General features: G+C 50.8%; 18 protein-coding genes and 2 pseudogenes. 10 read left to right on the forward strand and 10 right to left on the reverse strand.

Annotated elements, in window-relative coordinates:
* Nucleotides 1-129 precede the first annotated feature (129 nt).
* The 4 genes from dinB to V3O24_RS14405 all read left to right on the forward strand — a co-directional run bounded on the left by dinB (nt 130) and on the right by V3O24_RS14405 (nt 3,639).
* Complete coding sequence (dinB, locus tag V3O24_RS14390; RefSeq protein ID WP_331307752.1) at nt 130-1,215, forward strand: DNA polymerase IV; 1,086 nt, start codon at nt 130-132, stop codon at nt 1,213-1,215.
* A 252-nt stretch (nt 1,216-1,467) separates the two neighbouring features.
* Nucleotides 1,468-2,289 carry a hypothetical protein gene (locus V3O24_RS14395; RefSeq protein ID WP_331307753.1) on the forward strand — a complete coding sequence of 274 codons (822 nt, stop codon included), beginning with the start codon at nt 1,468-1,470 and terminating at the stop codon, nt 2,287-2,289.
* Nucleotides 2,290-2,299: 10 nt separating this feature from the next.
* Entirely contained in the window at nt 2,300-2,740 is a 441-nt protein-coding gene (locus V3O24_RS14400) for a hypothetical protein (protein ID WP_331307754.1), read from the forward strand.
* Nucleotides 2,741-2,868: 128 nt separating this feature from the next.
* Nucleotides 2,869-3,639 carry a hypothetical protein gene (locus V3O24_RS14405; RefSeq protein WP_331307755.1) on the forward strand — a complete coding sequence of 257 codons (771 nt, stop codon included), beginning with the start codon at nt 2,869-2,871 and terminating at the stop codon, nt 3,637-3,639.
* A gap of 19 nt (nt 3,640-3,658) precedes the next feature.
* Here V3O24_RS14405 and V3O24_RS14410 read toward each other — a convergent pair whose 3' ends face one another.
* The 5 genes and pseudogenes from V3O24_RS14410 to V3O24_RS14430 form a co-directional block, all read right to left on the reverse strand.
* Nucleotides 3,659-4,942, reverse strand: a complete 1,284-nt coding sequence (locus V3O24_RS14410) for an efflux RND transporter periplasmic adaptor subunit (protein WP_331307756.1) — start codon at nt 4,940-4,942, stop codon at nt 3,659-3,661.
* The gene (locus V3O24_RS14415) at nt 4,926-6,404 is read right to left on the reverse strand and encodes a TolC family protein (protein WP_331307757.1); all 1,479 of its coding nucleotides are present in this window, start codon (nt 6,402-6,404) and stop codon (nt 4,926-4,928) included. Before V3O24_RS14415 ends, V3O24_RS14410 begins: the two co-directional genes overlap by 17 nt.
* Complete coding sequence (locus V3O24_RS14420) at nt 6,397-7,608, reverse strand: ABC transporter permease (RefSeq protein WP_331307758.1); 1,212 nt, start codon at nt 7,606-7,608, stop codon at nt 6,397-6,399. The genes V3O24_RS14415 and V3O24_RS14420 overlap by 8 nt, the downstream gene beginning before the upstream one ends.
* On the reverse strand, nt 7,601-8,437 hold the full coding sequence (locus V3O24_RS14425; protein WP_331307759.1) for an ABC transporter ATP-binding protein: 837 nt from the start codon (nt 8,435-8,437) through the stop codon (nt 7,601-7,603). The genes V3O24_RS14420 and V3O24_RS14425 overlap by 8 nt, the downstream gene beginning before the upstream one ends.
* A 375-nt stretch (nt 8,438-8,812) precedes the next feature.
* Nucleotides 8,813-9,614 (reverse strand): annotated as a pseudogene (locus tag V3O24_RS14430) (IS5 family transposase).
* A gap of 180 nt (nt 9,615-9,794) precedes the next feature.
* Here V3O24_RS14430 and V3O24_RS14435 point away from each other — a divergent pair.
* Nucleotides 9,795-10,211, forward strand: coding sequence for a hypothetical protein (locus tag V3O24_RS14435; protein WP_331307760.1), 417 nt, complete (start codon nt 9,795-9,797; stop codon nt 10,209-10,211).
* 156 nt (nt 10,212-10,367) lie between these two features.
* Here the strand turns inward: V3O24_RS14435 and V3O24_RS14440 are convergent.
* From V3O24_RS14440 to V3O24_RS14455, 4 genes and pseudogenes are all read right to left on the reverse strand, one after another.
* Nucleotides 10,368-10,634, reverse strand: a pseudogene (locus tag V3O24_RS14440) (ISNCY family transposase); the annotation flags it as partial.
* A gap of 262 nt (nt 10,635-10,896) precedes the next feature.
* Nucleotides 10,897-11,472: a ribosome biogenesis factor YjgA gene (gene yjgA / locus V3O24_RS14445; RefSeq protein WP_331307761.1), complete on the reverse strand. Its 576-nt coding sequence runs from the start codon at nt 11,470-11,472 to the stop codon at nt 10,897-10,899.
* Between the two features lie 212 nt (nt 11,473-11,684).
* Complete coding sequence (locus V3O24_RS14450) at nt 11,685-11,990, reverse strand: helix-hairpin-helix domain-containing protein (protein WP_104422185.1); 306 nt, start codon at nt 11,988-11,990, stop codon at nt 11,685-11,687.
* A gap of 124 nt (nt 11,991-12,114) precedes the next feature.
* Nucleotides 12,115-13,434 (reverse strand): UDP-glucose/GDP-mannose dehydrogenase family protein, encoded by a 1,320-nt coding sequence (locus V3O24_RS14455; protein WP_331307762.1) that lies wholly within the window; start codon nt 13,432-13,434, stop codon nt 12,115-12,117.
* Nucleotides 13,435-13,705: 271 nt separating this feature from the next.
* Between V3O24_RS14455 and V3O24_RS14460 the strand changes: the two genes are divergently transcribed.
* The 5 genes from V3O24_RS14460 to V3O24_RS14480 all read left to right on the forward strand — a co-directional run bounded on the left by V3O24_RS14460 (nt 13,706) and on the right by V3O24_RS14480 (nt 21,384).
* Nucleotides 13,706-15,820, forward strand: a complete 2,115-nt coding sequence (locus V3O24_RS14460; RefSeq protein WP_331307763.1) for a bifunctional (p)ppGpp synthetase/guanosine-3',5'-bis(diphosphate) 3'-pyrophosphohydrolase — start codon at nt 13,706-13,708, stop codon at nt 15,818-15,820.
* Between the two features lie 67 nt (nt 15,821-15,887).
* A complete protein-coding gene (locus V3O24_RS14465) occupies nt 15,888-16,583 on the forward strand; it encodes a hypothetical protein (protein ID WP_331307764.1) in 696 nt (231 codons plus the stop codon).
* A gap of 105 nt (nt 16,584-16,688) precedes the next feature.
* Nucleotides 16,689-19,484: a DNA polymerase I gene (gene polA / locus V3O24_RS14470; protein ID WP_331307765.1), complete on the forward strand. Its 2,796-nt coding sequence runs from the start codon at nt 16,689-16,691 to the stop codon at nt 19,482-19,484.
* A gap of 129 nt (nt 19,485-19,613) precedes the next feature.
* Nucleotides 19,614-20,462, forward strand: coding sequence for an HDOD domain-containing protein (locus V3O24_RS14475; RefSeq protein ID WP_104422189.1), 849 nt, complete (start codon nt 19,614-19,616; stop codon nt 20,460-20,462).
* A 40-nt stretch (nt 20,463-20,502) separates the two neighbouring features.
* Entirely contained in the window at nt 20,503-21,384 is an 882-nt protein-coding gene (locus V3O24_RS14480) for an MBL fold metallo-hydrolase (RefSeq protein WP_331307766.1), read from the forward strand.
* Here the strand turns inward: V3O24_RS14480 and yihA are convergent.
* Nucleotides 21,357-21,989, reverse strand: a complete 633-nt coding sequence (yihA, locus tag V3O24_RS14485; RefSeq protein WP_104422191.1) for a ribosome biogenesis GTP-binding protein YihA/YsxC — start codon at nt 21,987-21,989, stop codon at nt 21,357-21,359. The genes V3O24_RS14480 and yihA overlap by 28 nt on opposite strands.
* Between the last annotated feature and the right edge of the window lie 50 nt (nt 21,990-22,039).

Genomic DNA, 22,039 nt, shown 5'->3' on the forward strand with positions numbered 1-22,039 from the left:
TTTGACTGATCAACACTGATAGCCCGTAAAATGCATAGTGAACTTGGCTTTTTTGAAAATCCGTTTAAATCCGCCTAATCAGTGTCATTCGTATCCATTGGATTAGCGCTTGTTGACTAACTACACTCGATGAACTCTACCCGCAAAATCATTCATATCGATATGGATGCATTTTTTGCGGCCGTAGAGCAGCGCGATTTCCCGCAATACCGCAACAAGCCGATCATCGTCGGCGGCGCCCCCCACTCTCGCGGCGTCGTCGCTACCTGTAGCTACGAAGCACGGAAATACGGCGTCCATTCCGCGATGCCCTCGGCTCATGCCTATCGTTTATGCCCGCAGGCCATTTTTGTAAAGCCCCGCTTCGACGCTTATCAGGAAGCTTCGCTGGCCATTCGCAAGATCTTTGCCGACTACACCGATCTGTTTGAACCCCTGTCCCTGGACGAAGCCTACCTGGATGTCAGTAACGCCAGCCTGCATCAAGGCTCCGCGACCTTAATCGCCAAAGCCATCAAGGCGGCGATTAAGCGGGAAACCCAGCTGATCGCTTCGGCCGGCGTTTCTTATAACAAATTCCTCGCCAAGATCGCCTCGGACATCAATAAACCGGACGGGCTTTATTTGATCACGCCGGAACAGGGCGAAACCTTTGTCGAACAACTACCGGTCGAAAAGTTTCACGGCATCGGCAAGGCGACCTCGATAAAAATGCACTCGCTGGGCATCAAGACCGGCAAGGACCTGAAGGAGTTGCCGCTGGAAATGTTGCAGCATTATTTCGGCAAGGCCGGTTTGCATTATTACAGCATCTCAAGAGGCATAGACAACCGCCCGGTCAATAACTACCGGATCAGGAAATCGGTGGGCGTGGAAATTACTTTTCAGCAGGATATTAAAGCTAGACAGGAGGTCATCGCGCAGTTGCAAGACTTGATGGAAAAGGCATTGAGTAAAGTTACCGAGAAGCAGCTGGTCGCCCATACCCTGACCGTAAAAATCAAATATCATGATTTTGTCCAGATCACCCGCAGCCGGACGCTGCCGCAGACTATTACTGCGGCAGCGGCGATACCCGCCATTCTTGAAGACTTATTGAAAAATACCGATATAGGCAGGCGCAATGTCCGCTTGCTGGGGATTACGCTGTCCTCACTGGAAAGCAAATCCGGGCAGGCTCATTTCCGGCAAATGGATTTGTTTAGCGATTGTTAGAGATGATGAATGACAGTCAACTAAAGGGCGGGGAAATTACAAACATCCCAATTTAGGATAGTAAAACGATCTGCCGCTCACTAGATCCAGAATGCATCCAAGACTATTTTCCGATAAAAGTTCCTGAACTTGGCAAATCACAATACAGATTACTATGGGCGTTAGAATAGTGTTTGGAATATGTCGCTCTTTGGGATACCATGCCTCAACTCGTCGTATACACAGGCTCTACATCCAGAAAGAGGCTCAACCATGATCGGATCTATCAATGCGCATTCCACAACTTCAACGAGCGGCGCTACGGCATCCAAGGCGACGTCAAAAGCTGAACCTACTTCCGGCGCCCCGGAAAATCAGAGTGCTACGAATACACAGACCAGCAGCACACAGACAATTTCCACCTTGGGCCGACAACTGGCGGACAGCGCCAGCCGTGCAGAGGCGCGAGACAGAACACTCAGTCGTTCGGAATTGGCCGACAAAGCAACCTCTTTGCTGGATCAAATACTCGGTGACGTCTACCAAGCTAACAAAGCCAAGTACAACAGCGAGGTTCCTAAAACTGACGACCCAGAATTATTAGCAAGAGCCAAGCAAGCAACGGAATTCGTCACCAGCTCGGACAGGGGGAGCAGATCGGTGAAAAACCCTTTTGGCAGTCTGTCGAATGAACAACTGACAAACATCATCTATGACGACAATGGAAGCTACACCGTCAATGAACGCAGAGCGGCTTACTACGAATCGGATGACAGGGAACAGGCTTGGCGTGTAAAAGTGGCTGCCCAAGCCATGGATGAATATAACCGGACAGGAAAACTGACCAATTTCTTCCGCTCCGTCCTTGACCACTTCAAGGGCCTGCCCGCAATCGAGCAGGCGCAATACCCGAAAAATTACGCCAGCGACCTGGAATCGAAAATCAGCCTGGACTTCAACTACCGCACGCACCGGGCGGAAGGGAAAAGCGAAGAGCCCATGAACCTGATTAAGATGCTATTCGACCAAAGCCAAAAACAACTCAGCCGACTTTCCCAAGAAAAAACTAACCCTGATTCACCCACCAACTATTAAGGAGTAATCCATGAAATTTTTACCCACGCTGCTCGCCGTCACCTCCGTTTTTGCCGCCACATCCGCAATTGCGGGACCGCCCGTAACGGTGACGTTCAAGAACCAAGCTACCGCAGAAGCAACCTACACCATTATTACCAGCAACGAAACCAGCACCTATGCGAATGCTTCCCCCAAGCCGGTAACAAAAAGGCCTGCCGGAAGCAACGATGTCTACACCGTCACCAGCCTGATCAGCCCGGACGTAAACTATGCAAACGTCCGCTATAAAATAGGCTCCAAAGAGTGCGTGTTCGGCACAACCTTTGTCAATGCGCTACAACCCGGCGGCTACAAGATCCCGAAATGGAACAAGACCGCGACGGGTAGCGGCGGAGCGATCTGCACCGCCACCATTACCTCGACCAACTTGAGCACCTATGCCTGGACGGTCGATTTTGTAATGAAATAGGCAACTCAGCCGACGCGTTTATATAGCCTGGTGATTTTTGCCAGGCTTTTTTATTCCGGCCGGAGCGTTTTTCGCACATAACCGAGTTTAAATCCGAATACCTTTTAGGCCCACAAAGGAGTACAGCCATGATCGGTTCCATCAACGCATATTCCACAACCCAGTCAGGCGGCGCTACTGCATTCAAGGCGGCCTCGAAAACCGAGCCGGCTTCCGGCGCCCCGGAAAATCAGAGCACCACGAATACACAGACCAGCAGCACGCAGACGATTTCCACCTTGGCCCGACAACTGGCGGACAGTGCCAGCCGTGCAGAAGTGCGGGACAAAACTCTCAGCCGTTCGGAATTGGCCGACAAGGCAAAAAGTCTTCTTAGTAAAATATCGGGAGACTCTTATCAAGCCAACAAGAAAACACACGACAGCGAAGTTCCTAAAACCGATGACCCAGAATTATTGGCCAGGGCCAAGCAGGCCACAGAATTTGTTAATAGAAGCAGCAATAACGGCAATGAAAAAAATCCCTTTGTGGGTCTATCCAGGGAGCAATTGGCAAACGTTATTTATGACGATAGTGGAACCTACACTGTCAATGAGCGTCGTGCAGCCTGGATGGAATCGTCCAAGCAAGAGGAAGAATGGAGCAGGAAAGTAACAGCCCAAGCCATGGATGAATACAACCGGACAGGAAAAATGACCAATTTCTTCCGCTCCGTCCTTGACCACTTCAAGGACCTGCCCGCTATCGAGCAGGCGCAATACCCGAAAAATTACGCCAGCGACCTGGAATCGAAAATCAGCCTGGACTTCAACTACCGCACACACCAGGCGGAAGGGAAAAGCAAAGACCCCATGAGCCTGATTGATGAGCTATTCAGCCAAAGCCCGAAAGTTTGGTGATCTTCGCCGGGCTTTTTTATTACGGCCGGAGCGTTTTTTGCACGTACCCCGGCTTAAGCCCGAATACCTCTACGCCTTCCGTGGTGACCCGTCCTGCCTTCACCGTGACGCGTTGCGCTTCCTTGTCTTCCGCATCGCTATATTCCACGAACAACTGCTGACCTTCTTTCCGGATCGCCTCGGGAGGTATGACAATAGCACTGTCATTTTGGTAAATCACGATTGACAGCTTGGCACTCATGCCCAACTTGAGATGTTTCTGTTGCTCGGCAGTCAGCGGCGGCATGGTTACCATGACTTCGTAGCTTACCCCGGCGGAACCCGGCAAATCGGATGTCACGACCTGGGAACCCACCGAGGCAACGTTTCCGCTCAGTGCGATACCATCGAAGCCATCGCCGGTAATTTCGACCGGCTGTCCTTCCTGGATTTGGTTGATGTCGACCTCTTCCACCTTCGCCACGACCCGGAGCTGTTCCAAATTCGCCAGGCCGAAAAGCGGCTGCCCCTGACTGGTACGAGCGCCGCGTTGCACGGGTTCAGTCGGCTTGTCGGATGCAGCGCCGGGCACGCGCATGACGATTCCAGCGAACGGCGCAGTCAGTTCGCGCCGAGCTTGCAATGTACGCAAAGCGTCGTACTTTGCCGTCGCATTGGCAAGTTCCATTTCGGCAATCTGCCGGTTTTCACCGTTTCCCTTGCTCAAGACCTCCTGCAACTCGGCTTGTGCGGCAGCCAAGTCGATACGTTGCGCCTTCGCCTGTTGCTCCAATGCGTCGACTTCCATGCGCGGCACGATACCGCGCGCCAACAAGGTACTGGTTTCAGCCAATTTAAGCTCAGTATCGTTCAAGTTCATTTGGACGCTAGCCACTGTCCTGCGCACCCGCGCGACTTCCAAACCTTGCGGCCAGTGCTCCAGATCATGCACGGCGCGTTTCGCTTTCAACAAGCTGGACAGCGCTTCACGCAGCTGAATCTCCAGTTGAGCGGTATCGAGTCGCAGCAGCGCCTGTCCGCGTTTAACCCGCAGGCCTTCCTCGACGAGTTTTTCCTGTACGGTGCCGTCAAAGGGTGCCGTAAAAGTGACGAGGGATGCGGGTTCAAGACGCCCCACCAGCCCCAATCGCAAGATCATCGGTTTTGGCTCAACAGGCAGCCACTGCGGCTCCGGCGCCTTAACCGGCTCACTGGGCTGGTAAACGATGACGGCACCGCTCAGGGCCAGCAATATGCCGGCGGTCAGCAGCCCTACCTTGAGTGGCCGACCCAATTGGCGGCGCGATTTAGTCGTTAAGTGCAATGTCCCAGCTCTCCAAAGTCATCCCCAGTTTTTCGTCCAATAATGTCTGCGCATTCAGGTAGGCAATCAGCGCATTAAGCTGGGCGTTCTCTGCGTTACGCAGGTCCGTCTCGAAACTCAATACCTGAAAATTACTGGAACGCCCTACTTTCAATTTGTCGCGCTCGATTTCCAGTTTGCGCAATGACAGTTCCCGCGCACGCTGGGCAATCTCATACTGCCGCCAGCGCGTTCCAACATCGCGCACGGCATCGCCAACATCGCGTTCCAGTCGTTGCTGCATTTCGGTGAGCCGGGTAGCCTTATCCCGGACATCAACCTCGGCCCGGATTTCGCCCTGGCGCGGTCGCAAATCCCCGATAGGGATATTGACTTGAACACCCCCGTACTGATCCCATTGTCGATTGACGTTACCGCTCTGATCGCCAAGAACCCTGTCACGTAATTGGCTTGCACCGCCGACCAACGAAACATCCCACAGTCGTTGGTTTTTGGCTACCAGCAGGTTAATCGCCGCCTGCTCGCTGGAAATCACTTGCATCAAATAGTCCGGCTGGTTTTCCAGTGCAACACGTAAAGCCTGGGCCGCATTGAGGTCGACACGCTTGGCCTCCAGAGCATCGCTCGCTCGCACCTGGGTATTCAAATCAACCGACAGAAGCTGCAGCAACCCCCGTCGGCCGGCATCGAGCTGGTTGGCGGCCTCTTCAACGCCAAGCTCCTGAGTGGCGGCATCGGCCTCGGTTTGCACGATCTCGAACTCGGCCATGCGGCCAGCCGCGATCAAAGCTTTGTTTACTTCCATCAACTGCTGCGAACGCGCCAGCGCGTCACATGCGATGCGCAACCGCTCTTGTGCGCGCAGCAACTCCCGATAGGCTACCGCGATCTGCGTGACGGTCTGCGAAACGGTGGATTTCAGACTGAGCCGGTTAGCCTGTTCGCCCAAACGAGCAAGGCGTACCGGCGCTGTGGTAACTTCCGGGCCGGCATCGCGTAATAGCGGCTGGATGACGCTGAAGGTCAGCCCGTTGCTCTGGTAGTGACCGTTACGATCAGTCTGGTTGATGAGCGTCCATGACAAACTAAAGCGCGTACCCCATTCGCTCAACAGGGTTGTATTGGGCGACAGTGCGTTGTTGCGATAACGGTTATCCTGGTTATGTCCCATGAGGTAACGCCCGCTCAATAGCAGTTTGGGCGTGAATTGGTCCTCGGCCACCCGCAAATCGAACTTCTGTGCAATGCGCTGCAAGAACGCACTGCTAATGGCGCGGTTATCGCGCAATCCCAGAAACACGGCATCGGTCAAGCTCAGATCGACTGTTTGATCATTCAAGGAAGCCGACAGTTTTCCCGGCATCGTCGCCCGTGACGGTTCTAATGTCTCCGAGCCCCGCGCCGGGTTGTGAAGAATCAGACCGAAAACCACGGCGATAGCGACGAAACTTGGCCTATACATTGCGTAGCGCCTGTACGGGTTGCAGCCGGGAGGCGGCGATAGCTGGATACAAGCCGAAAAACAGCCCGATCAGCAACGAGCTGCCACAGCCAAAAAGCAAGGATTCGGGAACAAACGTAAATTGCCACCCCGAAACGCGCGTAAAAACGTAGGCGACGGCAAGCCCCAGCAATGCCCCCAGCAGCGCCCCGACCACGGACAGGGTTCCCGCTTCCAGTAAGAACAAGCTGCGAATATCGCGCGGACGAGCTCCCAAAGCCATGCGAACACCGATCTCTATCCGCCGCGCCGAGACATTCATCAACATGACATTCATCACGCCCACACCGCCCACCAGTAGGGAAATGCCCCCTAAGCCGGCGAGCAGATAGGAGAACATATTGGCCTGGCGCTTGAGGCCATCGAGCAAGTGTTGCGGTATTTGTACCTCCACCTCGCGACCATCCAGCCAGCCGATCAGGTAGTTGTGCAATACCTTCGCCGTGGCGGGCAGGTCGGCGGTGGCGGCTACCTTGCCGATTACGCTGCCGATTTCCGGGGCTGACAGCACACGGCGCATGCCTTCGATGGGTAGTATCACTGATTCGTCAACGGCCACCGGGATCAAGGGACTGGCAGGCAAACTTTCGGCAATGCCGATTACCTGAAACAAATAGTTTTCGATTTGCAGCAGGTCGCCTATTTGTAGAGGATTTCCCTTGGCACCAAGGTCGCGGGCGACTCGCGCCCCAACCACGACAAAGGTTTCCCGATGATCGAAGTCGGACAGGAAGCGGCCTTCCTGGATTTGCAGGCCTACGGCTGAAGCCAAGTCGGCGCTGGTGCCGACAAGAGTAGCCTCTGCGGCTTGACCATTGAAGCTTACACGCGCCGAATGTATTGTGATTGGGGCGACATGCGCGATGGCCGGCACCGCTTCTTTCAGCGCATCGGTATCCAGGGTTGACGGAAACGGACGATTATCCTGCGGAGAATGTGGAAAACTGACGACCAAGATGTCGGTGCCCATATCATTGAAGGCGCGGATCGATTCATCGGCCGCATTACGGCCGATATTAAGCAGAGCAATGATTGACGCGCTGCCTACGACAATGCCCAACAGCGCCAGCATGGATTGCCGCCCCAGCAGGCGCAGGCTGTCAAGGGATTCGGCAAGCAATTGCGATGGCGACGGGCCATGACGGTGAAGAGCACTTTTATTCATATCTGCCTGCTTCCGGGACGGATAGTTCGTGCAATCCCCCGTCGATAACTTCAACCCGCCGATCCAACTGCTTTGCCACCGAGGCGTCGTGCGTCACCACGGCCAGCGTAACCCCCTGCTCGCGGTTGAGTGTCAATAGCAAGTCCATGACGTCGGCGGCGCTCGTGCCGTCGAGGTTGCCGGTAGGCTCATCGGCCAGGATGATGGAGGGATCGCCGATCAGGGCACGCGCTATCGCTACGCGCTGACACTGCCCGCCGGACAATTCTGCAGGTCGGTGCGCGGCATGGCCGGCCAAACCTACCCTCTGCATTTGGCCTAATGCATGCGCACGCGCTTCGTGGCGCGACATTCCACGGTAAGTTAATGGCAAAGCCACGTTGTCCAACGCGGTGAGGTGCGGCAAGAGATTGAATGCCTGGAAAACAAAACCGATCTCGCGGTTACGAATCGCCGCCAATTCATCCACGCTTGCAGTCAGCATGTCCTGTCCGGCGAAGTGGAATCGACCGGATACTGGGCGATCAAGCAGCCCAAGAATATTAAGCAGCGTACTTTTACCAGACCCTGATGCGCCGAGGATAGCGCACGTCGTGCCTTGCCAGAGGTTTAGGGAAATGTTCCTCAGTACAGGAATTACTCGATCTCCAATATGGTAAGACTGGTTGATACCTTCCAAAGCCATTAGGATTTGCGCACTACATTTTGATGAACTGTTCATAGTGGTATCACTAGTCGTTTCGAAAAACGGATTGCATTGGATGCTAAGCGCATGCCGAGGCTGGGGTACGGATACGCCAAGGTTTTTAGCCACGTCTTTGAGCAACATGCCGTTCGCCAGCAATTTCTCGAAGCAATAGGGTCAAGTCTTGCATTGTGCATTTTTGTTTTTGAGAAGATAGGGTCTTGCAAAATAACATGAGCCGGGTGGGCAACAGCTTTTTGTTGCCCACCATTTTGCGCATGGTGGTCGGGCATAATCAGCATGTCCGACAACGGCTAAATTGAGTGGGTTAATTCAATATAAGACCCGTTATTAAGTTCATTTGTAACATACTAACACCGATTACCCGGCGGATTAATCGGCTTTGGCAATATCTTTTGCACCTTTTAATTCCTGTTCTTTTAAATTTCGTTTAGCAGCTAAATCGTCCAGTTGATGTTATAGCGTGGTGGTGATCGTGGTTTTTTAAGCTTAGAAGCTCTAACAAATGCCGCGTAAAAACCGGTGTACCTCGGTAATTTTGATAAATACCTCGGCGGTAGCGGTTAGGCGCTCATAATCCTTGGAAAGCCGTCTGGAATTCCCAAGCCAGGCAAAAAAGCGCTCAACAACCCATCGCGACAAACTTGCCTCGCATGGCGTCAGTCCGTTTAACAATGGTAAGGTTCCAGTTGAACATGTTTTTTGCCCATTCGACTAAAACGCCGCTATAACCGCCATCCGCCAAATTATACTCAAGGCAGCAAACATCGCGTACAGCCGGATCATGAGCAACCGAACGCCGCGCCGATCTTGTATACCCGCTGAATGAACGCACACCGCGAGCAGATTCCCCATCGTATCGACCGTGATATGACGTTTTCTCCTTTTAATCTTTTTTCCTGCGTCAAAACCGCGTTGCTAGCCTAGTCCCGTTGTTTTTACCGATTGTGCATCAATAATGGCCACCGTCGGTCGCGCGTTTTTCCCGGATTGGACCCGGTAGGTTTCACGAAAGAGCGTTAATGCTTTATCCCATACGCCCAGAGAGTTTCCATGTCCTAAAGTATCCGTAAACTGAACTCCAAGGTGCAAAATCCGCCGGTAGCATCCGCCATTGGCAGCCTGTCTTGGTGATGTAGAGAATGGCGTTAACGATTTCGCGAAACGGATAGCTTCACGGCCTACCGCCTATTTTTGGGGCACATGCAATTTCGAGTACTGGACATAATAACTGCCATTGCTCGTCGATTAAATTCGTCAAGTACGACCGCCAGTCCCCCCTAGGCCAAAATTGTTGCAGCTTAAACGATCGTTTAGGTTTACCGGCATGATCCAGAACCGCAGGTACCTGCACGGTCAGGTCGTGGCAAAAGCCCCTCCATCGAAAACCCCAATGCACTAGACAGCGCGTTGGCCAGTGGGCGAGCGCACAGCCCGCTGAGCTTGGCAGCGGCTCACTTTACGTGAGGGCGAAAAAGGCTTGTTGGTTGCCGATTACCTGCACACCCAGGTTTGGGTATGGGATGGCGAAGAAGAAAAGGCCCGCTGCTGGCATCTCTTGGTGCGCCGGGAAGTCGGCGCGAACTGCATCCCCACTTTTGTTTATCGAATGCGCCGCTGGATACGGCTTGGCAAGAGTTGGCCCAAGTACAGGCGCAACGCTTCTTCATTGAACACAGGCTTCCGGGAAGCGAAAAGCGAATGTGGCATGGCCGATTATCAAGTTCGCCGCTGGGATGCCTGGCATCATCATGTGACCTTGGTGATGCTGGGAACGCTATTTCTGGTTAAACAGAAGAAAGCCGGACGCCAACAGTGGCCTCTGGTGTCATTCAACGATTTGGTCACAGCGCTTGAGCGTCTACTCCCACGAAGGCAACTGACGGCTGAAGAATAGCGGACATTATTAACAAACGCCACTATCTGCGTCAAAAGGCCAAGGAATCACATGCCAGACGATCTCAAGTGGCGCGTGAATGAATATGACAAAGTAGAATCAAGTCTTAATTGGTAATTCGATGCCGCCATTCAGCATGAATGGCATCAGATGCTGTCAGCTATCAAAAGGCATAAATTGAAGCAGTGTACGCAAGTTTTCGAAGAAAGTCCGCCTAGAGGGTGCTGAACTTCGGACTGCGCGGTAAGCCGCGTCCAGCCATTCCAGCGCGGTATGGGCGAGGAAAGCCAACAGGTTGAGCGTGGCCAGAAAGTTGGACAAATGCCGCTTGCCATGGGCAAAGTTATGGTCGAAATGATAACCGTGGTTCTTGAGGACATTGTTGTTTTCATTCTCGACTTTCCAACGAGCACGGCCTGCGCGACGGTTTAACAGTGTTTCCGGTGCGATAGGATCGAGGCGGTTGCCGATTTGGCTCGTCGAGGGGATTTGATGAACGCCGAAAACCGATTGCGCATTGTTCCGGTTGTGGTGCGTTTGCATCCGCCGCTGATAGTCCAAAAAGGACGGGCTTTGAGTAAAAAAGACCGAGAACGCGCTAAACGTGCTGCGTATCTGGTCAACTAAGTTCAAGTCCATTTATTTTGTGCTGATGAGGCTTTGTTCTGGAGCGTTGATAAAATCTTTATTCTAGCAGGGTTTTAAATTGGGAATTGCTGTCATCATCCGGCTCGCCTTCAACCTGAAATAACTCTTTCAACCGGCGATATAACAGTCGGGACGATTTAGGCGGCTTACCGGCTTCGGCTTCTTTTTGGGCATTGCGCAATAACTGCCTTAATAACTGACGGTCGGCATGCGGCTGTTCGTCCAGCAACTCGGTCAAGGCGTCATTGCCTTCGGCGATCAACCGGTCCCGCCAACGCTCGACAATATGATGCTCCCTGACCGCGTGGGCGCTTTTATTTTTGATACGCGCCAGTTTCTCTAAAATAGGTTCCGCATCTATTTTATGAAGCTGGCCTGCAATAAACTTCAGCAGCCGTTTTCTGGCGCCTTTATGCGGCATGCCGGACACTTCGACAACGGCTTTATTGATGACCTCGGGAAGCTCGAGCGTTTTTAATTGCCCCGGCGATAACTCGGACATTTCTTCGCTGACCGCAAAAAGCGCCGCCATATCTTTCTTTATTTGCGTCTTATTAGGCCGGATTGCGTAATATTCAATCTCTTCATCATCGTATTCGTATTCTTCATTCATTTCATATCAAACCATTGCGATTAAAATAACACCCAGCACCGGCGCCGCTGCTCAATGCGATTAGTTCATTTTACAGCATTTTTAATCCGCCTGTTTTTTGCTCGGCAACCACTTCTCGTCCAACGGCTGCAAGCCAGTCAATCAATAAGCTCCACGCAATAAAAAACCGGCAGCTCCTGATTAGAAACTGCCGGTTGTTGCCTGGTAATAATTTACTTGGCTTTTTCGTCTACTTTTTTATCTGTCTTTTGCTCCGCAGCAGCGGCATCGCTTAACAAAATATCGTTCCTGATCTTTTCGACGGTTTTCGCGCCGATTCCATCAACGTTGACTAAATCATCCGCAGTTTTGAATGCGCCTTTTGCTTCCCGGTACTTAACAATAGCTTCGGCTTTTTTCAGGCCTATGCCCGACAAAGCTTCCCCTATGGTTTTTGCATCAGCGGTATTGATGTTTACAGGCGAGGCAATGGCATTAAATGAGAAAAAGGCGGCGCATAACACTATTAATCTTTTCATCTTTATTTTCCTATTATAAAAAATTATATGATTTATGATTTGTGAATAGTCTTATATAGCCAACCAAGATAATTATTAACCATTCGCCGCTTAGTTTAGACGCTTGCCGCGCAAATACAACTTTTTATCTTCCGATCGCGTAATAAGCCAGCCCGCTGCGTTTGACCATCTCCGGCTCATACATATTGCGACCGTCAAAAATCACTTTGTCCTTCAGCTGTTGACTCAGCATATCGAAATCAGGGCTGCGGAATTGCTTCCATTCCGTAACAATCACCAAAGCATCGGCTTGTTTTAGAGTCTCCTTGGGCGACTCGCAGAACTTAAGCCCCGGCTTGTCCCCATAAAGCCGCCGCGCTTCTCCCAACGCCTCAGGATCAAAGGCCTGAACCGTCGCACCGGCTTCAATCAAAGCTTCCAGCACAACCCGGCTAGGCGCGTCGCGCATGTCATCGGTATTGGGTTTAAACGCCAATCCCCACAGGGCGAATACCTTGCCGGTTAAATGACCTTGATAATACTCGCTGATCTTTTCGAACAAACGGTGTTTTTGCCGATTATTGACACGCTCTACCGCATTAAGCAGTTCCGCATCATAACCGTATTCCTTTGCCGTTCTTTCCAGCGCTTTTACATCTTTGGGAAAACAGGAGCCGCCATAACCGCAACCGGGATAAATAAAACTGTAGCCGATACGGCTGTCGGAACCTATGCCGTGTCTGACATGCTCGATATCCGCGCCCAAACGCTCGGCCAGATTCGCCAGCTCGTTCATAAAGCTGATTTTCGTCGCCAGCATCGCATTCGCGGCATACTTGGTTAATTCGGCAGAACGGACATCCATCGTGATGACCCGCTCGACACTACGGTTAAACGGTGCATACAGCGCTTTCAGCAATTCCGCCGTTCTGGGGTTGTCGGTGCCGATAACAATCCGGTCCGGCTTCATAAAATCATCCAGCGCCGCGCCCTCTTTCAGGAATTCGGGGTTTGAAACCACATCAAACTCCAGCTCTTTGCCGCGGCTTGCCAATATCTCCCGCATGACCGCTTTAACTTTATCCGCCGTACCCACCGGTACTGTCGATTTATCGACTACAACCCGGTACTCGTCCATATTCTCGGCAATACTCCTGGCAACCGCCAACACGTACTGCAAGTCTGCCGAACCGTCATCGTCCGGCGGCGTACCGACGGCTATAAATTGGAACACGCCATGATCCACCGCCTCCTTAATATCGGTGGTAAATCTCAACCGGCCTTCCGATTGATTTTCTTTGACCATGGCTTCAAGTCCCGGCTCATATATTGGAATGATATTCTGTTGCAGCTTGGCTATTTTCGCCTCATCAATATCGACACAGATAACATCATTACCAACTTCCGCAAAGCAGGTACCCGTCACCAACCCCACATAACCACTTCCGAATATTGTAATTTTCATTTTGTTTCAACTGTAATTATTTAGTAAAAATATGGCGCCGTTGCCGTAACCATAAGCGTCATAAATTTATTTTATTGTATTTCAATAAGTTAAAATACAGATTTAGCCGATATATTTCCGCCAATCTACGCCCACCGTAGGCGCTAAGTCTAATGTCGGTGAGCGCAACCTCCGCCCCTTACCTGCGTCCGTGTAGGTAATGACTGCTTTTACATTTACCGGCATTGGCCTATTATAACTGCCAAACTTTCGAATTATTGACTATCGTTTGATGCAAAAAAATACCGAACCGAACAAACAGCTTTTTAGCGGCTTTTCTGCGTCCGATACCGAACAAATAAATCGGGCTCTGGCGCTCATTGCGCAAATCCCTGAAGACCCCCATTATTTCCGCCCCAAGGGGGTTGAGGTGGCAACCATTTTGATGAATTTCAATGTCGATCTGGCAACCATCATCGCGGCGATATTAAGCGATCCACGCTTAACCGCTTTGAATCCGGCCCCAAACATTAAAGAACTGTTTGGGGAAACCGTTGCAACGCTGGTGAAAGATGTTAACTGGCTGAATAAGGTCACCGTTTATTCCCTGGAAATGACCGACCAGCCCAGTCAAACGGAAATCTTGCGCCGAATGCTGCTGTCTATGACTCAGGATGTCCGCGCCGTGTTGATAAAACTGGCTTACCGGATTCAACGGCTTAAGGTCTTACCCAGGGAGTCTTATGAGCTCAGGCGTTTTATTGCCCAGGAAACGCTGGATATTTATGCGCCGATCGCCAACCGCATGGGTATTCATCAGTTGAAATGGGAGCTGGAGGATATGGCTTTCCGCTATCTGGAGCCCCAATCCTATCGCCGCATCGCCAAGTCGCTGTCCGATAACCGCGCCCAGCGGGAAAACTGCATCAATAAGTTTATCGCCCTGCTGCAAAACAAACTCGCCGAAGAAGGAATTTCCGCCGAGATATACGGCCGCCCCAAGCATATTTACAGCATCTGGAAAAAGATGCGCCGCAAGAAGCTGGACATAGACGAACTATATGACCTGTTGGCGGTGCGGGTTATCGTCGATAACCTGACCACCTGCTACGCCACTTTAGGCATGGTGCACAGCCTTTGGCAAACCATACCCAAAGAATTTGACGATTACATCGCCAATCCCAAAGAGAACGGTTACCAGTCTTTGCATACCGTCATTCTCGATGCCGACGGCAACCGCATCGAAGTGCAAATCCGTACCCGGCAAATGCACGACTTTGCCGAACTCGGGGTTGCCGCGCACTGGTCTTACAAGGAAGGCGGCAAACATGATGCGGCCATTGAAAAAAACATCGCCTCCTTGCGCAAATTGCTCGAAGAAAAAGGCAGCGACGAAGCGCTGTCCGAAAGTTTTCGCAGTGAATTATTTAATGATCGCGTCTACGTTTTAACGCCCGCCGGAAAATTAATCGATCTGGTTAAAGGCTCCACGCCGCTGGACTTTGCCTACGCCATTCATACCGAAATAGGGCATCGCTGCCGCGGCGCAAAAGTCAACGGCCGCATTGTACCGCTGACCTATACCTTAAAATCCGGCGAACAGGTAAAAATTTTAACGGCAAAAGAGGGCGGTCCCAATCACAACTGGATCGACCTGAACCTGGGCTATTTAAAGACATCGGCAGCGATCGGCAAAATCAAAAGCTGGTTCAAAAACCAGCAACAAGCCCAAAATATCGCCACAGGCAAGTCGGTTCTGGACAAGGAAAGCCAGAGGCTGGGATTAAAAACGCTCAACTTAACGGAGCTGGCCAAACATTTTCATCAACCGGACACCGATAAGTTTCTCGAAGCCATAGGCCGCGGCGATATTACCAGCCGCCAGCTTGCGGCATTTTTTAAAATTCCTGAACTGGAAGCCCCGACTGCGCCTGCTCAACGGAAAAAACCCGAGTCCGAGACTAAATCGGCCATTTCCGTAGAAGGCATCGATAACGTGCTGACCACTCTCGCCCATTGCTGCTCGCCGATCCAGGGCAATGACATTATCGGTTACATTTCCCACAAGAAAGGCATTACTATCCACCGTAAAGACTGCGAAAACATCCTGCACCTCAGCCCCGAAAAACAGGCCCAGCTTATTTCGGTTAGCTGGGGATCAAAGCAGGTCAGCTATGCGGTGCCTATTGTGATCCATGCGTTTAACCCGCAAAATTTGCTTAACGACGTTAGCCAGATTTTAGCCCAGGCTAAAATCCATATTTCCAATGCGGCACTGGATACGCATCCCGATTTTTCAGCGCAACTCAATTTGACCATTCAAATTGAAAACACCGATCAGTTAAGCCAAGTGCTTAATAAAATAAGTCAATTGCCTAATATCGTCGATGTTAAGCGTAAAACTTAAACCGTTAAAAAAAATGGAACACAGATGACACGGATTTAGACAGACAAGCACGGATTAAAAAAATTTTTTGGCTTTTGCTGAAGGAATCAGGCAGGAGTGGTATTTTAATAAAGAGGTTAATAATATGACACTTCGGAATTCAACAAAACAACAAACTGATGCAAGTAATTTCTACGCCGGCATATTAAATGAAATTAATGATCGGATTGAAATTTTGAATATGGCAATTAACGGAGGTATGAATTTAACCGCGCCATTTATTCGTGAAATTTCCTATCTTCAACTAAGGATGATGTGTGAATTAGTGGCAATTGGCTGCTTGGTTGCTCACGGTGATATTGATGATACAAAATCACATAATCTTCAAAAAGAATTCAATGCAGAAAAAATAATTAATCGCTTAGAGCACTTGCATCCGAATTTTTATCCCCACCCAGTTCGATTAACTAAAAATGGTAATACTACCAAAATGGAACGTATTGAAAGTGGTTTCTTGACAAAATCTGAGCTAATTAATCTATATAGAGACTGTGGAGAAAAACTTCATAGGGGGCGACTCAAAAGCTTTAAAGAGAAATCCGATAAGATGATGCAACCGAATTTTTCTGACATTCTTGAATGGGGACGAAAATTTATTGTTCTTCTCGAACAACATCAGATTTCTTCATTGGACAACTTATCTCATTTCATTTGTACGCTAAAATATCAAGATACAAATAACCGTGCCTGCGTTGCGATCGCGTTATCACCTATTCCCCTATGAATGCGGTAAGACACATTCCACTGTATGCTTACCAAAGCCCGCCTAACTTAACGCTCCAGTGCGCGCGGACGCAGCTTAGCTTTACTAAACATTAAACCTAAATTTATGCCTCAACAAACACAAATCCATACTGACCCTAACCAAAGGGAACGCCTGATCCTCGTTGACGGCTCATCTTTCCTGTTCCGCGCTTACCATGCCATTCCGCCGCTGACCAACGCGAACGGCGAGCCCACCAACGCCATTTACGGCGTCAGCAACATGCTGCGCAAACTGATCGCCGACTATCACAGCGACCACATCACCGTGGTCTTCGATGCCTCGGGCAAAACCTTCCGCAATGAACTTTACGATCAGTACAAGGCTCATCGGCCGCCGATGCCCGATGATTTGCGGGTACAGATTGAACCGTTGCACAACCTGATCCGGGCCATGGGCTTGCCGTTGATTATCGAGTCCGGCGTGGAAGCCGACGATGTGCTCGGAGCGCTGGCCCAACACGCCGAGCAGCAAGGCTATGACGTCATCATTTCCACCGGCGACAAGGATATGGCGCAGCTGGTTACCGACCATATTATCCTGGAAAACACCATGTCCAATACGCGCATGGATATTCAAGGCGTTATCGACAAATTCGGGGTCAGGCCGGAACAGATTATCGATTACTTGGCCTTGGTCGGCGACACCGTCGACAATATTCCCGGCGTGCCCAAGGTCGGCCCCAAAACGGCGGCAAAATGGCTGGAGCAATATCAGACACTGGAAAACCTGATCGCCCATGCCAATGAAATCGGCGGCAAAATCGGCGAGAACCTGCGCGCCAGTTTGGAGCAACTGCCGTTATCGAAACAACTGACCACCATTAAATGCGACCTGGATTTGCCCTACGGCATCGAAGACTTGAAACAGCAACCGATGGATAAGGGGGAACTGAAAAACTTATTGGCCGAACTGGGTTTTTCATCCTGGTTAAAATCGCTGGATGCTTCGACTGAGCCGGTCCTGAGCGTAGCCCAAGGGCTCAGCACAGGTGCTTCGACTAAGCCTGTCCTCAGTCCTGTCGAAGCCGACGAAGACAAGCCGGCCAAAATCGATTCCAATCATGAAACTATATTAACCGAGCCGCACTTTAACGACTGGCTGGCCCAACTGGAAAAAGCCGAACTGTTTGCCTTCGACACCGAAACCACCAGCCTCGATTACAGCAAAGCGCAGATAGTCGGCGTATCCTTTGCAGTTACGCCGGGCAAAGCCGCCTATGTGCCTTTGGCTCATGACTATCCGGGCGTACCGGATCAGCTGGACCGGTCCGAAATACTGGAAAAACTGCGGCCTCTGCTGGAAAATCCGCATAAGGCTAAGCTCGGGCAAAACCTGAAATACGACATGCATGTGCTGTCCAATCACGGTATTGCCCTGCGCGGCATTGCCCACGACACCATGCTGGAATCCTACGTGTTAAACAGCACGGCCACCAAACATAATATGGACGACTTGGCTAAGGAATACCTTGGCGTCGAAACCATCCATTACGAGGATGTTGCAGGGAAGGGCGCAAAGCAGATAGGCTTCCAAGAAGTCTCGATAGAACAAGCCGCACCTTACGCGGCGGAAGACGCCGACATTACCCTGCAACTGCATCAAGTACTGTCCGCAAAACTGGCGCAGCAGCCGAGATTGCTTGAGTTATATACGGAAATGGAAGTCCCGCTGATTAGCGTACTGGCCCGGATTGAAAACAATGGCGTATTAATCGATGCCGCGATGCTTGCGCAGCAAAGCCTTGAGCTTTCCAGCCAGATTATCTCCCTTGAACAACATGCCCACGACCTGGCCGGGCAGACATTTAATCTGGGTTCGCCCAAACAGATTCAGGACATACTCTACGACCAGCAAAAACTGCCCGTATTAAAGAAAACGCCCAAAGGGCAACCGTCAACTGAAGAATCGGTATTACAGGAATTAGCCATCGACTACCCGTTGCCCAAGCTGATTCTGGAGTACCGCAGTTTAAGCAAACTGAAATCGACCTATACCGACAAACTGCCGCAACAGGTTGACGGGCAAACAGGCCGGATTCATACCTCGTATCATCAGGCGGTAGCCGCAACTGGCAGGCTGTCTTCGTCCGACCCCAACCTGCAAAATATTCCGATACGCAGCGAAGAAGGCCGAAAAATCCGGCAGGCGTTTGTCGCACCCAAAGGCAAAAAAATCGTCGCCGCCGATTATTCGCAAATCGAATTGCGCATCATGGCGCATTTGTCGGCCGATGAAGGCTTGTTGAAAGCCTTTACCGAAGGGCAGGACGTACACCGGGCCACCGCGGCTGAGGTGTTCGGCGTTGCTCCCGAGCAAGTCACCACCGATTTGCGCCGTTCAGCCAAGGCGATCAATTTCGGCCTGATTTACGGCATGTCATCGTTTGGCCTGGCACAACAGCTGGGCTTGTCGCGTAGCCAGGCGCAATCTTATATCGATCTGTATTTCACCCGTTATCCGGGCGTTAAGAACTATATGGACAACATCCGGGAGCAAGCCCGCGCGCAAGGCTATGTTGAAACCCTGTTCGGCAGGCGGCTGTATTTGCCGGAGATCAATTCGCGCAACGCGGCGCGCCGCCAATACGCCGAACGCACGGCCATCAATGCGCCGATGCAGGGCACTGCGGCGGACATCATTAAACGCGCGATGATTGCCGCCGACCGGTGGCTGTATCGGGACACCCCGGACGCCAAAATGATCATGCAGGTGCATGACGAACTGGTATTTGAGATTGCCGAAGAACAGCTGGACGATTGCGTGGCAAAGATCAGATCAATCATGTGTGCCGCCGCCGGTCTTGATGTACCGCTGATTGTCGATATAGGCATAGGCAATAATTGGGATGAAGCTCACTAACCGTCAGTTATTATTTTTCGGCATTGTATCGGTGTTGTATTATAGTGGACATATAACTTTGGCCTGCCTATCTGATAAATACTGTTCCCTGCTATGCTTTTCTTGTTGACTCTTCCTTAACGACACACAATGCCGAATTCAAAAAACGAAACTCTCATCGTCCTCGTTGAAAAAATGCCCGCTTTTCCTAAAAGCGTTCAACAAGTCATGGAATTAACGTCAGACCTCAACGCTTCGGCAAAGGACATTGTCCGCGTCATTGAATGCGACCCGATCATGACGGTTAAAATCCTTAAAGCCATTAACTCGTCTTTCTACGGTTTACCGCAAAAAATCACCTCGGTACAGCGGGCGGTCGTGCATATTGGAATCAACACCATAAAAAATATAGCCCTAGGCGTCGCTGCAATGGGCATGCTGAATGCCGATAACAAGGCCGATTTCAACACCTCCAAATTCCTGTTGCATTCATTGACCACCGCGGCGATCAGCAAAATGCTTGCCGAGCGCATAGGCCTGTCTGCAATGGTATCCGGCGATTGCTTTGTTGCCGGGTTGCTGCATGACTTTGGCAAAGTCGTATTTGCTGAATTTATGCCGGATGAATTTAAACTCGCACTGGAAAAAAGCAAAGAACAACAGTTGCCGCTGCATCAGACCGAACTCGAGTTTATCGGCCTTAATCATTCGCAAGCCGGCAAAATGCTGGCCGAAAAATGGGAGCTGTCGGAACTGTTAATTGACGCTATTGCCCATCATCATAATCCTGGCCTCAACCAAAATATCTTAAGGGATTGCGTTTTTGCCGCGAATCAAATCAGCAAATACATGCAGTTCGGTGATGGCGGCAATCCGCTGATAGAAGAGTTTCCCGAAGCCATTATCTCCCGCTTTGGCCTGCCGTTCCCCGCCATCTGCGAAGCGCTAGGGGATTTGGAACCCGTCAAATCGGAAGCTCAATCTTTTATTAACCTGTAATGCTCGGCAGACGCGAACATCCATGCAGTAAAGGACAACAATGAAAATTAAATTCTGGGGTGTTCGAGGATCCATAGCCACACCGGGCCCCAATACGGTTAAATACGGCGGCAATACCACCTGCATAGAAATCAGGACAGACGCCAATGATTTGATCATTCTTGACGCCGGCACCGGCATACACGCCCTCGCACAAAACCTGCTGAAAGAAATGCCTGTTAAGGCGCATATCTTCATTACCCATACGCATTGGGATCATATTCAGGGCCTGCCTTTTTTTATCCCTATTTTTATCCCCAACAATCACATTACCATCTACGGCGGAATTGATCCGGTCACCAATGAAACCATCAACCGGGCTCTTTCCGTGCAGTTGCAATACAGTTTCTTTCCGATACGGGAAGCACAGCTGAATGCCCGGATCGAGTACGTCACAGTCACGCCGGGCGTACCGGTCAAGGTAGGCAGCGCTACAATCACCCCTATTGTCCTGAGTCATCCGGTATTGAATTTCGGCTATCGGATCGATTGCGACGGCCAATCGGTTTTCTTTACCGGCGATTACGAGCCGCAACTCAACATCTATGATCCGCAAGATGATGAATTTGCTGAATTCCAGTCTTTTGTTGATGCTAAATGGGATGAAGTTGTGTTGGCGATAAAAGATGTCGATGCGCTGATTGTCGACTCATCCTATACCAATCAGGAATATGCCTCCAAACAAGGTTGGGGGCACGGCACTTACGATTCCGGGATAAAGCTGGCTACCGCCGCCAACGCAAAAAAACTGTTTTTCACCCACCATGAACCCACCCGCAGCGACGCACACCTTGACGAGATTTATCAAGATTTATTGCGAAACAACGCTGAAGTCGGCTGCGAATTATTGCTCGCTCAGGAAGGTGTCGATATTTCGCTCTGATCCTGTTCAACAGGATTAAACAAGCGATCAAGCGCGGCATGCACCTCATCGATCCCGGCTTTTTTCAATGACGAAAACAGCTGTATCGTTAAAGGAAAACTCGCATCTTTTAGCTCCTTTTGTACCTGCAACAAGGTATTTTTGGCCGCGCCGTAAGTCAGCTTATCCGCCTTAGTCAACAATATATGCAGCGGCAATCCGGTGTGTTCGCACCACTCTATCATCTGCCAGTCAAATTCGGTTAGAGGGTGGCGCACATCCATCACCAGAATAATCGCGCATAATGACTTGCGGCTGGTTAAATAAGTCTCCATCAACTCATGCCATTTTTTCTTCACCGCTAAAGGCACTTTGGCATAGCCGTAACCCGGCAAATCGACAAACCGCTGCCGCTCATTAATTTCAAAAAAATTGAGCATCTGGGTTCTGCCCGGTGTTTTACTGATCCGGGCCAATGCGTTTTGCCGGGTTAAGGTATTAATCGCGCTGGATTTACCGGCATTCGAACGCCCGGCAAACGCCACTTCAAGTCCCCGATCCGGGGGCGTATCCTTCAGATGCGGCGAACTGTTAATAAATTTTGCTTGATGATAAACTGGATTCATCGTTGTCTCGCTTAGAGTTACTATTTAGAGTAAAATTTGATCATGCACAG

Origin of the sequence: Methylobacter sp. Wu8 (assembly GCF_036440755.1) — a bacterium.
GTDB classification, from domain to species: Bacteria; Pseudomonadota; Gammaproteobacteria; order Methylococcales; family Methylomonadaceae; genus Methylobacter_A; species Methylobacter_A tundripaludum_A.